Source organism: Dermacoccus sp. Ellin185 (assembly GCF_000152185.1).
In the GTDB taxonomy this organism is placed as follows: domain Bacteria; phylum Actinomycetota; class Actinomycetes; order Actinomycetales; family Dermatophilaceae; genus Dermacoccus; species Dermacoccus nishinomiyaensis.
Map to the genome: position 1 here is coordinate 101,117 of NZ_AEIQ01000088.1, position 13,537 is coordinate 114,653.

Genomic DNA, 13,537 nt, shown 5'->3' on the forward strand with positions numbered 1-13,537 from the left:
CGCGCATGAGAACGATTCAGCACATCGCGGTGGCCGACGAGTGGCAGGACGCGCTCGAGAGCGGCGAGTACATCTGGTCGACGCGCGGGATGACGATCGAACAGGTTGGCTACCTGCATGCGAGCTTTCCCGAGCAGGTGCGACCGACGCTCGAGCGGTTCTACGCGGACGTCGACGCTCCGCTCGTGCTGCTGACGTTGGACACCGACGCCATCGTCGCGGCGGGGCTCGAGGTTCGCGTCGAACCCGCGGTGCCGGGCGAGGACGACAGCGAGAAGTTTCCGCACGTCTACGGTGGCGCCCTGCCGACGTCATGCGTGAGCAACGTCGAGCCGATCGAGCAGCCGCCGGCTGCGTGAGCGCCGCACCCGGTCGACGCACGGCCTGGACATGGCAAGAGCCCCGCAGACGAATCTGCAGGGCTCTCGGTGCACCTGTGGTGCCAGGTGAAGGATTCGAACCTTCGTAGCTTTCGCGACGGATTTACAGTCCGCTCCCATTGGCCGCTCGGGCAACCTGGCGCGCGTGCTCGGAAACCATAGCAAGAGCACGCGCCGTTGAGCCAATCGGCAGGACACGCGCGGGTGCGCGAGGTGACGGCGGCGTGGCGGCATCGCCGTCAAGGCATGACGCTGGCTGGGACGTCGGCTCGACCGCGGGCGGGACGGTGGCGCGACAGCACGGGATCGGCGTCACGGCATAATGAGGCGCAGGAAGCGCCCGCGTTCAACGAAGGAGAAACCGTGGCAGACAGCTCGTTCGACATCGTCAGCAAGATCGACAAGCAGGAGGTCGCCAACGCGGTCAACCAGGCCGCGAAGGAGATCGGTTCGCGCTACGACTTCAAGAACGTCGGCGCGTCCGTCGAACTCTCCGGCGAGTCGATCGTCATGAAGGCCAACTCCGAGGAGCGCACGCTCGCCGTCCTCGACGTGCTGCAGACGAAGCTCATCAAGCGTGGCGTCTCGCTCAAGACACTCGACTACGGCGACGACGACCCGACGCCGAAACTCTCCGGCAAGGAATACCGCCTCGAGGCGAAGCTCAAGGAGGGCATCTCGAGCGAGAACGCGAAGAAGATCAGCAAGATCATCCGCGACGAGGGCCCCAAGAGCGTCAAGGCACGCATCGAGGGTGACGAACTGCGCGTCACGAGCAAGAGCCGCGACGACCTGCAGGAGGTGCAGGCCCTGCTCAAGGGTTCCGACCTCGACGTCGCACTGCAGTTCACGAACTACCGCTGACCGGCGTACTTCACCGACCCGATGGACGAGGGCCCCGCACCGATTCGCTCGGCGCGGGGCCTCGTCGTCGGCATCCTCGACGTCAGCGCCAGGGGTGGCGCAGGATCAGTTCGGTGTTGCGGTCGGCGTCGGCGCCCGTGAGGGCGGCCGAGCGGTTCGGATCGTTGTAGGACAGCTCGCGGTACAGCGACGCCAGATCCGCCTGGTCCTGCCCTGTCGTCGACGCTGCGTACGGCGCGGCCGACTCGACCAGCGTCGTGAACAGACTGAGCGTGCCGTCGGCGTTGTCACAGAGCTCGATGATGCGCGCGTGCTGCGGGAAGTCGACGTGGCTCGCCGTGTTGATCTCCCAGAACGACCGTCGCGGATCGGCGTGACGATGCGCAGTGATGCGGTTCTCGTGCGTGTGCCCGTTGACCCACGCCACGACGTTGCGGAAGCGCATGAGCGTGTCGCGCACCTCGCGCCCGGCGTGCCGCAGTTCGGGCGTGGCCGGGTCGAGCAGCACGTTCGTCATCGTCGTGCTCGTGTGATGGCTGAAGATGACGAACATCTCGTCGGCCACGGCATGGCGTTGTGTGCGACCCCAGAAGTCGACGTACGTGCTGCTGCCCGCGGTGAGGACACGCTGCAACCACAGGAACTGCTCGTGCCCGAGGCTGCCCTCGGTGAATCCGGCGCGGTTCGTCGAATCGAGCGAGATGCCCGTGACACCGTCGGCGATGCGGAACGTGTAGTAGCCGCGCCCGGTCGCCACGTTCTCGTCCGTGAAGCCGTGGCCGCCGCTCGGCAGGTGCGCGCGCATGTACTCCGTCGGGGTGAACGGCCTACGGCGCTCATCGGGTGTGACGTGCCAGGTGTTCTTGGTGCTGCTGCTGACGCCCTTGATCGCCGTGCTGCCGTTCGTGAAGGTGCGTCGCAGTGCCGCATCGGACGTGCCGGAGGTGAAGCCGGTGAACTTCACGTCGCCGGTGTACATCGCGGCCAGTGCACCCCAGTCGGACGGCAGGACGCCGCTGACGGAGTCGTCGTGGTTACCGAAGACCGAGAACCATCGCACGTTCAGCCCCGGGCTGCGGTGCGCTGCCGTGGCGCGGCGGAAGAAGCCGTCGAGGACCGGAAAGCCTGCGCTGACGTACCGGTCGCGGACGGAGGCATTCTCGACGTTGTAGTACTGCGGGTTGCCGCTCGTCTGCGCACCCTCCCACCGGTCGCTCGCGCCCGTGTTCGGGGTGATGACGCCGCCGTTCATGACTGCGAGGTACCACTCGAGCTCGACGTGCTCGTGGTTGTCGGTGTTGTCACCCGTCGAGACGACGCAGTCGAACCGGCGCCCGGTGAACGGGCCCTTCGCGAGGTCGTTGATGCGTTTGACCAACTGAGCCGCGCCCTGCGTGCCGAGAGCCTCCTGCGGGCGACACGCGCTCGAGTTGACCGTGTTGAGGAACTCGAAGCGCACCGGGCTCTGCGCGTCGACGACGTGCAGGTCGGTGAACTGGACGATGCTCGCGAGGCCTGTGCGGGTGTCGTCGCGAGAAGGACGCGGCTCGGCGAGGTCGGCCCGCACGACGAGGGGGTAGCCCGGCCCGGCCGTCAGACGCGTGTAGCCGCTCGTCGCGAGCGGGGCCGCAGCCTGCTCGAGCGTCGTGCCGCGGGTATAGACCGAACGACCCGCGGCCTGCGCGAGTTGGGCGTTCGTCGCGGCGAGCGCTGCGGTGACGAGGGAGCCGGAGGCGCCCTTGAGGAACGCGCGACGTGTGGGGCGAGGCATGACGACAACTCTCCGTCGGGGGTCAGGAGGTGCCAGGGTGCCCACGGCCAGCGGCGCGCACGTGACGGGCGTCTGAATGGGGCGTGAACTCGTAGCTCCTCAACCGACCTGATTCTCGGGCCCGACGACGAGGCATTCGAGGCGCGGATCATCGAGGAACCGCTGGGCCAACGACGCGTCGGCGGCGAGGTAGGTGCTCACGAGATCGGTGTCGTTCGCCAGGCACCACGCGCCGCTCTCGGGGTAGACGATCGAGACCGTGTGCCAGTCGTCGACGAGGACGATCTCGTCGAAAGCGCCGGTGAATGGCACGATCTCTCGCTCCGGTTGGTCGATGCGACATTGTGTGGCGCCCTCGACGCCCAACCCGCCGATGCCGGCCCAGATCCCCTGGACGATGCGGGACGCATCGGCACGCCGCCTGAGATCGTCGCGCAACAGCTGATGGATGACACGGCGCTCGGGCTCCGGAATGACCCCCTCGACGAGCTCGACGCCGCGTTCGCTCTCGAAGTCGAAGTCGATCGAACCATCAGGACGACGATCGGGGCGCCAGCCCGGCTCGTCGAGTCGGGCGTCGGGCAGGGCACTCCATCGCAGGCGCGTGATGTCGCCGTCGCGCTTCTCGATCGGGTGCAGGATGCGGGCATACGCGTCGAATCCGCGCCCGACGAGCCCGTCGACCGTCGAGAACCCGCCGAAGGACGGTTGCCAGGCCAGCACATCGACGGGGTGAAGGGCGAACCCGTCGCTCCAGTGATCCGCGCGAACTCGGACGCCTCGCTCTGCGACGAGGCGCTGCGCCGGCGTGAGATCGGCGTCGGGATCGACGGAGAAACCGACTCTCACCGCGCCGGCACGCTGCCCAGCCGGGGCCAGTTCCATCGGCAGGGTTCCGAGCATCTCGTCGAGAAGGGCCTCGAGCTCTGCCTCGTCGACGTCGTCCTCCGTGACATCCGGCGTGGGCGGGAAGAGCGCGAACCGGGTCTTGACGGCGAGCGCCGTCACGAAGAGAAGTGGGAAGCGGGCCCGCTCGCCGCGCGGCCACCATCGCGGGGCTGACAGTTCGTGCCACCCGAACTGCTTCGGGCCGCGCCACGATCGCCAGTCGATGAGGTAGTCAGCGCTTCGCGTCTCGTCCCGGGTCATGGCATTGACGCTATGGGGCGCCTGCTCACCCCGTCCACACTTTTTCTCATGCTCGCGCCTGACGGCCAGCTCCTACGGCGTTCCTCGAACCGTGGATGAGGTGCGCATCGCGACGGCGCCGAGACCATCACAGCGGTTACGTAAAGGTAAGCATCGCAGCCCGGCGACAAGTACCTGTGACGGGGCGTACCATGCAAAGAGCGATCAAGCTACCCATGAGTTGAGAAAGGCGGCGTCCCATGCCCCGCAACATCTACGACGAAGACCACGAGGCGTTCCGCGCTTCCGCCCGCGAGTTCGTCGAGCGCACCCTCGCCCCGCGTGCCGAGGAGATGATCCGCGATCACGTCATCGCGCGTGACATCTGGCTCGAGGCCGGCAAGCAGGGCTTCTTCGGCCTGTGCATCCCGGAGGAGTACGGCGGCGCCGGCATCGACGACTACCGCTTCAACGCGATCTTCGCCGAAGAGATCAGCAAGTTCACCGCCGCCGTCGCGTCGTGCTTCGGCATCCACTCGGATGTCACCGCGCCGTACATCGTCAGCCTCGGCACCGAGGAGCAGAAGCAGAAGTACCTGCCGCGCGTCGCGACGGGTGAGCTGATCCTGTCGATCGGCATGACGGAGCCGTCGGGCGGTTCGGACCTCGCCAACCTCAAGTCGACGGCCGTCAAGGCTGACGACGGTTCGGGCGACTGGATCCTCAACGGCTCGAAGACGTTCATCACGAACGGCCACCAGTGCGACGTCGCCGTCGTCGCGGCACGCACGGACCCGAGCAAGGGCGCCAAGGGCATCTCGCTGTTCCTCGTCGAGGCCGGCACGGAGGGCTTCACGAAGGGCAACAAGCTCGACAAGGTCGGCCAGGTCGAGTCCGACACCTCCGAGCTGTTCTTCGACAACGTGCGCCTGCCCGCCGACGCGCTGCTCGGCCCGCAGGACCTCGGCTTCATCGCGATGATGAAGCACCTGCCGCAAGAGCGCATCGGCAACGCCATCGCGAACATCGCGAACGCGAAGCAGATCCTCGCCGAGACGATCCAGTACTGCAAGGACCGCAAGGCGTTCGGTCAGCCGATCGGCTCGTTCCAGCACAACACGTTCAAGATCGCCGAGATGGTGACGAAGATCGAGGTCTCCGAGGCGTACATCGACGACTGTGTCGCCGCGCACGCCGAGGGCAAGCTGACGGCCGTCGACGCCGCAAAGGCGAAGTGGTGGGCCGCCCAGGTGCAGTGCGACGTGCTCGACGAGTGCGTGCAGTTGCACGGTGGCTACGGCTACATGAACGAGTACCGCGTGGCACGTGCGTGGCGTGACGCTCGCGTGCACAAGATCTGGGCCGGTTCGAACGAGATCATGAAGATGATCATCGGGCGTGACCTGGGTTTGTGACGAGCGAATACCGAAGGTCGAGGGCCATGGCGATCGCGCGCAGCGCGATCGCCATGGCCCTCGACCGTAGGTGAGCGTCCGGCGAAGGGTTGTGGAGGTTCGTGCTACCCAGAGCACGAACCTCCACAACCCTCGTGGGAGCGGCTGCCACCCGTCAGGCGAACGCGTCGGCGGCTGTCGTCGTCGAGCCCACCGCGTCAGGCTGCTTCGTCCAGGACGCTTGGGCGTTGAGGACGCGGATGGCTTCGTCCGGGCCGTAGGGCAGGCCATTTTCGCGCATGTCGGCGGTCGTGTGCGCGTCTTCGACGAGCGTCATGTCGTAGCCGCGGTGGATGCCGCCGTAGAACGTCGAGCGGATGCAGGCGTCGGTCTGGGCGCCGCAGAGGACGATGCGTTTGACGTCGCGCTCCTGCAGACGTTCGGCGAGGTCGGTCTCGACGAACGCATCACCCACGTCTTGTGGACGACCAGTTCGCCAGGTGCCGGAACAAGCTGCGGGACGACCTGCCATGCGTCGCTGTCACGCGGCATCCCCGGGTCGGAGTGCTGCACCCAGAAGACGGGCACACCCTGCTCACGCGCCCGATCGACGAGCGATGAGATCTTCGCGATGACGTCGTCGCTGTTGACGGATTCGGCCATGACATCGTTCTGCACATCGACGACGAGAAGTGCTGTTTCGCTCATGCAGTCAGCGTAGGTGGCCCCGGTGACAACGCTGCCCGGACGTCCCACTCGATGCAGAACGACGCCAGGTGGGGACGCGGCGGCCCGCGGACGTCCCACTTCATGTCAGGTGGCGCCATGTGGGGAAGTCATCAGGCCTGACGGGCAGTGCGCAGGACAACGCCATCCAGTTGTTGAGCAATGCTCAACAAGATGCCCCAGGAGCGTTGTCGGTGTGGTGTGATGTGATGCACAGCACAATCAACGTCTGGAGTGCACATGTCCGAGCTGCCCCTCGTCTCCACCACGCTCTCCCTCGCCAGCGTGCTCGCCGAACCGGCGCGCCGCACCCCTGACGCTCTTGCCCTGATCGAGGGCGAGCGTCGACTCACGTACGCGGAGGTCTGGCGCGAGGCGCGCACGGTCGCCGCGCAACTCATCGCGGACGGCGTCACGCCCGGCGACCGCGTCGCGCTGCTGGCGCCCAACGTCGTCGAGTTCGTCACGAGCTACTACGGCATCCTCGCGGCGGGTGGCGTCGTCGTCCCCGTGCCGACGCTGCTGCAAGGGCGCGAGGCCGCCTACCTCCTGGAGACGGCCGAGGTGAGCCGCCTGCTCCACCACCCGGCTGTCGCGGCGACGGCGACGAAGGCGTCGGAGATCACCGGCGTCCCCGCGGTCGACATCACGACGTACGCGGCCAGCGCCGAACCCATCAGCAACTTCGTGGCACGCGAGCCGCTCGACCCCGCCGTCATCTTCTTCACGAGCGGCACGACGGGCAAGCCCAAGGGTGCGATCCTCACCCATCTCAACCTGGTGATGAACTGCACGGTCAGCGCGTTCGACGGCAACGGCGTCGCGGCGGGCGCCGTCGTCCTGGGGTGCCTGCCGTTGTTCCACATCTTCGGTCAGTCCGTCTCGCTCAACGCGGCGTTCCGGCGCAGCGTCACCGTCGTCCTGCAGCCGCGTTTCGACGCGACGGAGGCGCTGCGCCTCATGAACGCCGAGGGCGTGACGATGATCTGCGCCGTCCCGACGATGTACATCCAGCTCCTCAAGGCAGTCGGCGAGCACCCCGAGATCCCCGTCCCGCAGCTCGCCGATGCCATCAGCGGCGGCGCGTCGCTGCCCGTAGCCGTGCTCGAGAAGTTCGAGAGGGTGTTCTCGACGAAGATCCACGAGGGCTACGGCCTCAGCGAGACCTCGCCGTCGATCACGTCGAACCAGGAGGCGCTCGGCGTCGAACCGGGCACCGTCGGACACGCGCTGTGGGGCATCGACATGGGCATCGCCGACCTGACGGTGCCCGAACGCGTCGAGCTGCTGCCGCCGGGCGAACGCGGCGAGGTCGTCTGCCGCGGCCACGCCATCTTCGCCGGCTACTGGAACAACCCGGCCGCGAGCGCCGAAGCCCTGCAGGACGGATGGTTCCGCACCGGCGACATCGGCATCCAGGACGAGACGGGGCGGATGCGCATCGTCGACCGAACGAAGGATCTCGTCATCCGCGGCGGGTACAACGTCTACCCGCGCGAGGTCGAGGAGACGCTGATGCGCTATGACGGCGTCGCGCAGGTCGCCGTGATCGGCGTGCCCGACGAGCAGTACGGCGAGGAGATCATGGCCGTCGTCGTGCCGTCCGACGACGCTGCGCTCGACGCGGAGACGCTCGTCACCTGGAGCCGGGAGCAGCTCGGATCGCACAAGTACCCGCGCCGCGTCGACATCGTCGAGGCGCTGCCGCTCGGGCCGAGCATGAAGGTGCTCAAGCGCGAACTTCGCACGAGGTACGCCGAAGGGGCATAGTGTTGTTGAGCAACGCTCAATAGCGTTGCGTGCGTCTTTCGAGAGGAATGCTTCATGACTGCACAGGCCAGCCGCTTCACCGGCAAGGTCGCGATCGTCACCGGCGCGAGCCGCGGGATCGGCCTCGCCATCGCCCAGCGCTTCGTCGACGAGGGCGCGAACGTCATCATCACCGCGCGCGGCCAGGAGACGCTCGACGCGGCCGTCGCGCAGCTCGGCGACGCGGCCGTCGCCGTCGCCGGCAAGGCGCAAGACAAGGCGCACCAGGACGAGGTCGTGCGCACCGCGATGGAGCGCTGGGGCCGCATCGACGTGCTCGTCAACAACACGGGCATCAACCCCGTCTACGGCGGCCTCATGGACCTCGACGACGACGCGGCGCGCAAGATCGCCGACGTCAACCTGCTCGCGACGCTGTCGTGGACGCGCGCCGTCTGGAACGCGTGGATGAAGGACAACGGCGGCTCGGTCGTCAACCTCGCGAGCATCGCCGGGCTGCGCGCCGCACCCGGCATCGCGTTCTACGGCGTGACGAAGGCCGGCGTGATCCACATGACAGAGGAGCTCGCCGCCGAACTCGGCCCGAAGGTGCGCGTCAACGCCGTCGCCCCCGCCGTCGTCAAGACCGACTTCGCGAAGGCCCTGTACGAGGGCCGCGAGGAATCCGTCGCCAAGCCCTACCCGCTCAAGCGCCTCGGCGCGCCGGAGGACATCGCGGGGCCCGTCGCGTTCCTCGCCTCCGACGACGCCGCGTGGATGACGGGCCAGACGCTCGTCGTCGACGGCGGCATCACCGTCACCGGCGGGCTCGTCTGAGACCTGCTGCCGGCTACTGCTGGCCGTCGCTGTTTGCGTGCACGTGCACGCGAGTAGATGAGCCACGAAACCTGAACGACCCCCCGCTCCACGAAAGGACTTCCCCATGACCCAGCGAACCGCCATCGTCACCGGAGCCGCGCGCGGCATCGGCGCCGCCGTCGCCAAGCGCCTCGCTGCGGACGGCATGAAGGTCGCCGTCCTCGACCTCGACGAATCCGCTTGCGCGGCAACGGTCGAGGCCATCAAGACCGCCGGCGGCGACGCCCTGGCCGTCGGCTGCGATGTCGCCGACGAGGAGAGCGTCAAGGGCGCCGTCGCCCGCGTTGCCGACGAGCTCGGCGCGCCGACCGTCCTCGTCAACAACGCCGGCATCCTGCGCGACAACCTGCTGTTCAAGATGTCGGCCGACGACTGGGACATGGTGATGAACGTGCACCTGCGCGGCTCGTTCCTCATGTCGCGCGAGTGCCAGGCGCACATGACGAAGGAAGGCTTCGGCCGCATCGTCAACCTGTCGTCGAGCTCCGCGCTCGGCAACCGCGGCCAGGCGAACTACTCGGCCGCGAAGGCGGGGCTGCAGGGCTTCACGAAGACGCTCGCCATCGAGCTCGGCAAGTTCGGCGTGACGGCGAACGCCATCGCCCCGGGCTTCATCGAGACGGACATGACGGCTGCGACCGCGGAGCGTGTCGGCGTGCCGTTCGAGGACTTCATCAAGGGCGCCGCCGAGATGACGGCCGTCAAGAAGGCCGGACAGCCCGACGACATCGCCAACGCGGCGTCGTTCTTCTGCGACGAGCGCTCCGGGTACGTCTCCGGGCAGGTGCTGTACGTCGCCGGCGGACCGCTCTGCTGAACCGGGACGAGGAGAACACCATGCGAACGTTCAACGGACTCGACGAGCTCAAGACGGCTGTCGGCGAGCATCTCGGCACGAGCGAGTGGCACGAGATCACGCAGAAGATGGTCGACCAGTTCGCGGACGCCACCGGCGACCACCAGTGGATCCACATCGACCCCGAACGCGCCAAGAGCGGCCCGTTCGGCACGACCATCGCGCACGGCTACCTGACGTTGTCGCTCGCGCCGATGCTGTCGTCGGAGATCTGGACGATCGAAGGCATCACGATGGCCGTCAACTACGGCTCGAACAAGGTGCGCTTCACGCAGCCCGTGCCCGTGGGATCGCGGGTGCGCGGCAGCATCGTGCTCGACAGCGTCGACGAGAGCCCCAAGGGCGCCCAGGTCGCCATGACGCTGACCGTCGAGATCGAGGGTCAAGAGCGACCCGCGTGCGTCGCGCAGACGCTGAGCGTCATCGTGCCCTGACGATCGGCGCCGCTGCGCTCGTGTTCGAGCGCACACGATGGCGGGTGACTCACGAGGTGGAGCGCAGTTTCGAACCAACCAGTGAGTTACCCGCCATCGTGCGTCAGGCCTGCGATTCGTCGGTCCCGGGGTCGATGAACGCGGCCCGTATTCTGCGGGACTCCTCGTCCCCCAGCCACTCGAGCGCATGAATCGGGGCGGGGCGACCGCCCTGCCTGACCCCTGTCCACTCTCGTCGGGCCCACTGTTCGGTCTCGGCCTCGATTGCCGCGCCGTCACTCAGCCAGATGTCCGTGCACACTCCGTCCGGCAGGTCGAGCCACAGAATCGCGTTCTCGTAGGGTGCCGACCAGCATCGCCACCACAGATGACCACTCTCGAGCGTGGCGAGGCGAACCGATTCGACGTACAGAACTCCTGAGCGACCATCGGGCAACGTGGCACGCGCCGCGCGATCGCGAAACGGGTCGAGACGCGGATCGGGCACGAACCCCGTCTCGAGATCGGGCTTTGGTGACAGCCCCATCAGCCCTCGACGAACGCGGCGCGCGAGGCGAGGACCTCACGCACGAGGGCCTGCTGGTCGACGACGGCACGGCGCACCGATGCGGGCAGGTCGCGCTCGAGCATGCGGCGGGCTTCGACGTCGAGTTCCTCGCTCGCGAGGGCCGTCGGGAACGCAAGCGACGCGACGCGGGCGAGCGCGTCCTCGCCCACCCACGCGCGCATCGCGGGAACGTCGCTGACGTAGCGCTCGATGTACGGCGCAAGGGTGGCCTCGTCGTCGGCCGACCAAAAACCCGTGGCGAGCGCGTTCATCTCATAGTTGCTGTGCGCCGGCGTGTCATCGGTGGGAGCGGCCGTCAGCTCCTCCCACGCCCATTCCTTCGCCTCCGCGGTCGGGAACGACGCCCGTGCCGTGAGATAGCCGAGCTGACCCGACATCGTCTCGTCAGCCGCGAGGGCGTCGCCGAGCTCGGCGATCGTCACCGCGTCGAGCTGTGCGAGGCGACGCGCCACGCGCCACCGGAACGGTGCGTCACCGTCGAGCCCCGCCGGCAGGCCCTCCCCCGCGAACCACGGACGCAGACGCTCGGCGTCACCCGTCGAGGCGACGAGACGCGCCCCCGCGAGGAGGCGGGGATCGTCGACGGCATCGACCCGTGCGCCCGAGGACGCACCGGCCGAAGTCGATGACGGTGCGCCGGCAGGGCTCAGCGAAGATGCGCCGGCAGCGCTCGACGACGGGCTGGCAGTGCTCGTCGAGGACGCCGCTGACATGGCGCACGTCGAAGAATCCGATGCCGCAGCCATGAGCTGCTCCCCCACCGCGGCGAGACGTGCCGCAGCGTCCGAACGCTCGGACCACGGCATGAAGCGTCCGACGACCTGCCCCAGGGCCACGCCGACGGCGACGTCGAGCACGGGCATCTGCGTCTCGGCCGGCAGCGCGCCCTCGGCGATGGCGAGCACCTGCTGCGGGGAGACGACAGCCGTCGCGAGGCCGTGGGCGAGTGCCGTCCAGATCATGCCGCGCGTGGTTGCGTCGGCGATGCCGGGCAGTGCGGTCGGCAGCGCAGCGAGGGTCGCGGCGTCGAACTCGACGCCCGCCCACGTCAGATCACCGGCGTTCGGGATGATGGCGGCGACCTGCTCACCGCGCGCCATCGCTCCGCTCACCTCGGGAAGGTCGACGCGGCCCGCAGCGCCCGTCAGGTCGTCGACGGCGACGAGGGCGCCGTCGGCTGAATGGGCGCTCACGCGGAGGGTGTGCGTGCGCTCGGCAGGCCACTGCGTGTTGGCCTCGATGACGAGGTGGGGCGCGCTCGTCGTGTCAGCCGCGGCGGAGGCATCGTGATCCAAGGGAGCGGACGCAGCCGGGTCGCGGGCGTCGTCGAGCGTGCGGGTGGTACGTGCTGCGTCATCGGCACCCTCGGTCACCACACCGCGGGCCGCGCCGACGAACCCGTCGACGCGGAGGGTGTCCATGCCGGCCGTCTCGAGCCACGCGGCGGCCCATCGCGTCAGGTCGGTGCCGGAGGCCTCTTCGAGGGAGGCGAGGAAGTCGGCGAGCGTCGCGTTGGCGAACGCGTGCCGCTGCAGGTGCAGTCGAACGCCTGCGATGAACGCGTCGTCACCGATGTGGTGGATGAGCTGACGCAGCACCGCCGAACCCTTGGCGTAGGAGATGCCGTCGAAGTTCTGCAGCGCCGTGTCGGTGTCGGGCGCGGGCGCGCCCGCGACGGGGTGCGTCGACGGCGACCGCTCCGCCGCGTAACCCCATGCCTTGCGGCCGGCGGCGACGTCGACCCACGCGTCGTCGAACTCGGTGGCCGCGACGAGCGTGCGGTTGGCCATGTACTCGGCGAACGACTCGTTGAGCCACAGGTCGTCCCACCACTGCATCGTCACGAGGTCGCCGAACCACATGTGCGCCATCTCGTGGCTGATCGTGTTGGCGCGCGACAGGTGCTCGGTGCGGCTCGCGGCGCCGGTGAAGACGAGCTGGTCGCGGAACGTCACGCACCCCGGGTTCTCCATCGCGCCCGCGTTGAACTCAGGAACGAACACCTGGTGGTACTCGCCGAACGGGTATCGGATGCCGAACAGCTGGTGGTAGTAGTCGAACGACTCGCGCGTCACGGTGAGCATCTCGTCGGCCTGCGCCTCGAGCCGGTCGCGCAACGAGGCGCGCGCGTGCAGCGCGAGGGGAATGCCGTCGTGCTCAGCCGTGACGGTGGCGAAGGGGCCGGCGCAGACGGTGACGAAATACGTCGCGAGCGGTTTCGTCGTCGCAGCGCGCCAGAGCTGCGGCTCGACCTCGCGCATGGCGCCGTTGGCGACGACCGTCCACCCCTGCGGGGCGCGCACGGTGACGTCGTACGGCGCCTTGAGGTCGGGCTGGTCGAAGCAGGCGTAGACGCGCGATGCCGCGTCCATGAACAGGTGGCCGTAGACGTAGTCGTTGCTGTCGGCGGGGTCGGTGGCCCGGTGCAGGCCCTGCCCGTCGCGCCCGTACGTCATGCGCGCGGTGACGACGAGTTCGTTGCGCTCGGCGAGATCGTCGAGGCGCAGGCGACGACCGTCGAGGGCCGTGGTGACGTCGAGGTCACGCCCGTTGAGCGACGCTGACAGCAGCTCGTCGGGGTCGAGGTCGACGAACGTCGACGCTCCGGCCTGCGCGTCGAACGTCAGCGTCGTCGTCGAACCGAACGTGCGGGGCCCCGCGTCGAGATCGAGGTCGATGCGGTAGGCCGTCGGATGCACGATCGCGGCTCGTGCTTGCGCTTCGTCACGCGTCAGAGTCATGCTGCCATCCTGCCAGCCCAGGGTGTGCCGCAGGTGGAACGCGGTTA

Annotated in this window: 12 protein-coding genes, 1 tRNA gene and 1 pseudogene; 7 read left to right on the forward strand and 7 right to left on the reverse strand. The window is 68.2% G+C overall.

Annotated features, from left to right (window positions below; genetic code table 11):
- Positions 1–5 precede the first annotated feature (5 nt).
- Entirely contained in the window at positions 6–359 is a 354-nt protein-coding gene (locus HMPREF0321_RS09890; protein ID WP_006946117.1) for a DUF952 domain-containing protein, read from the forward strand.
- Between the two features lie 78 nt (positions 360–437).
- Here HMPREF0321_RS09890 and HMPREF0321_RS09895 read toward each other — a convergent pair.
- Positions 438–521: transfer RNA gene (locus HMPREF0321_RS09895), tRNA-Tyr, on the reverse strand.
- Between the two features lie 222 nt (positions 522–743).
- Here HMPREF0321_RS09895 and HMPREF0321_RS09900 point away from each other — a divergent pair.
- A complete protein-coding gene (locus HMPREF0321_RS09900) occupies positions 744–1,244 on the forward strand; it encodes a YajQ family cyclic di-GMP-binding protein (protein WP_006946198.1) in 501 nt (166 codons plus the stop codon).
- A gap of 82 nt (positions 1,245–1,326) precedes the next feature.
- Here the strand turns inward: HMPREF0321_RS09900 and HMPREF0321_RS09905 are convergent, their stop codons facing one another.
- On the reverse strand, positions 1,327–3,015 hold the full coding sequence (locus HMPREF0321_RS09905) for a TIGR03767 family metallophosphoesterase (protein WP_006946299.1): 1,689 nt from the start codon (positions 3,013–3,015) through the stop codon (positions 1,327–1,329).
- A 99-nt stretch (positions 3,016–3,114) separates the two neighbouring features.
- Entirely contained in the window at positions 3,115–4,164 is a 1,050-nt protein-coding gene (locus HMPREF0321_RS09910; RefSeq protein WP_006946190.1) for a hypothetical protein, read from the reverse strand.
- Positions 4,165–4,403: 239 nt separating this feature from the next.
- On the opposite strand from HMPREF0321_RS09910, the gene HMPREF0321_RS09915 reads away from it, so the two are divergent.
- Complete coding sequence (locus tag HMPREF0321_RS09915; RefSeq protein WP_006946057.1) at positions 4,404–5,558, forward strand: acyl-CoA dehydrogenase family protein; 1,155 nt, start codon at positions 4,404–4,406, stop codon at positions 5,556–5,558.
- 154 nt (positions 5,559–5,712) lie between these two features.
- Here the strand turns inward: HMPREF0321_RS09915 and HMPREF0321_RS17070 are convergent, their stop codons facing one another.
- Complete coding sequence (locus HMPREF0321_RS17070; protein WP_006946100.1) at positions 5,713–6,012, reverse strand: isochorismatase family protein; 300 nt, start codon at positions 6,010–6,012, stop codon at positions 5,713–5,715.
- Positions 6,013–6,071: 59 nt separating this feature from the next.
- A pseudogene (locus HMPREF0321_RS17430) lies at positions 6,072–6,245 on the reverse strand (cysteine hydrolase family protein); the annotation flags it as partial.
- A 258-nt stretch (positions 6,246–6,503) separates the two neighbouring features.
- On the opposite strand from HMPREF0321_RS17430, the gene HMPREF0321_RS09925 reads away from it, so the two are divergent.
- The 4 genes from HMPREF0321_RS09925 (at position 6,504) to HMPREF0321_RS09940 (ending at position 10,181) form a co-directional block, all read left to right on the forward strand.
- Positions 6,504–8,033: an AMP-binding protein gene (locus HMPREF0321_RS09925; RefSeq protein ID WP_006946288.1), complete on the forward strand. Its 1,530-nt coding sequence runs from the start codon at positions 6,504–6,506 to the stop codon at positions 8,031–8,033.
- A gap of 54 nt (positions 8,034–8,087) precedes the next feature.
- Positions 8,088–8,849 carry an SDR family oxidoreductase gene (locus HMPREF0321_RS09930; RefSeq protein ID WP_006946150.1) on the forward strand — a complete coding sequence of 254 codons (762 nt, stop codon included), beginning with the start codon at positions 8,088–8,090 and terminating at the stop codon, positions 8,847–8,849.
- A 106-nt stretch (positions 8,850–8,955) separates the two neighbouring features.
- Positions 8,956–9,708, forward strand: a complete 753-nt coding sequence (gene fabG, locus HMPREF0321_RS09935; protein ID WP_006946283.1) for a 3-oxoacyl-ACP reductase FabG — start codon at positions 8,956–8,958, stop codon at positions 9,706–9,708.
- A 20-nt stretch (positions 9,709–9,728) separates the two neighbouring features.
- Positions 9,729–10,181 (forward strand): MaoC family dehydratase, encoded by a 453-nt coding sequence (locus HMPREF0321_RS09940; protein ID WP_006946159.1) that lies wholly within the window; start codon positions 9,729–9,731, stop codon positions 10,179–10,181.
- Between the two features lie 103 nt (positions 10,182–10,284).
- Here HMPREF0321_RS09940 and HMPREF0321_RS09945 read toward each other — a convergent pair whose 3' ends face one another.
- Positions 10,285–10,668 carry a hypothetical protein gene (locus HMPREF0321_RS09945; protein ID WP_139023620.1) on the reverse strand — a complete coding sequence of 128 codons (384 nt, stop codon included), beginning with the start codon at positions 10,666–10,668 and terminating at the stop codon, positions 10,285–10,287.
- 38 nt (positions 10,669–10,706) lie between these two features.
- Complete coding sequence (pepN, locus tag HMPREF0321_RS09950) at positions 10,707–13,490, reverse strand: aminopeptidase N (protein WP_006946223.1); 2,784 nt, start codon at positions 13,488–13,490, stop codon at positions 10,707–10,709.
- Positions 13,491–13,537: the final 47 nt, after the last annotated feature.

Coding starts and splice junctions, on each gene's coding strand:
- HMPREF0321_RS09890 (WP_006946117.1), top strand. CDS start 6: ATGAGAACGATTCAGCACATCGCGGTGGCCGACGAGTGGCAGGACGCG.
- HMPREF0321_RS09905 (WP_006946299.1), bottom strand. CDS start 3,015: ATGCCTCGCCCCACACGTCGCGCGTTCCTCAAGGGCGCCTCCGGCTCC.
- HMPREF0321_RS09910 (WP_006946190.1), bottom strand. CDS start 4,164: ATGACCCGGGACGAGACGCGAAGCGCTGACTACCTCATCGACTGGCGA.
- HMPREF0321_RS09915 (WP_006946057.1), top strand. CDS start 4,404: ATGCCCCGCAACATCTACGACGAAGACCACGAGGCGTTCCGCGCTTCC.
- HMPREF0321_RS09925 (WP_006946288.1), top strand. CDS start 6,504: ATGTCCGAGCTGCCCCTCGTCTCCACCACGCTCTCCCTCGCCAGCGTG.
- HMPREF0321_RS09930 (WP_006946150.1), top strand. CDS start 8,088: ATGACTGCACAGGCCAGCCGCTTCACCGGCAAGGTCGCGATCGTCACC.
- fabG (WP_006946283.1), top strand. CDS start 8,956: ATGACCCAGCGAACCGCCATCGTCACCGGAGCCGCGCGCGGCATCGGC.
- HMPREF0321_RS09940 (WP_006946159.1), top strand. CDS start 9,729: ATGCGAACGTTCAACGGACTCGACGAGCTCAAGACGGCTGTCGGCGAG.
- pepN (WP_006946223.1), bottom strand. CDS start 13,490: ATGACTCTGACGCGTGACGAAGCGCAAGCACGAGCCGCGATCGTGCAT.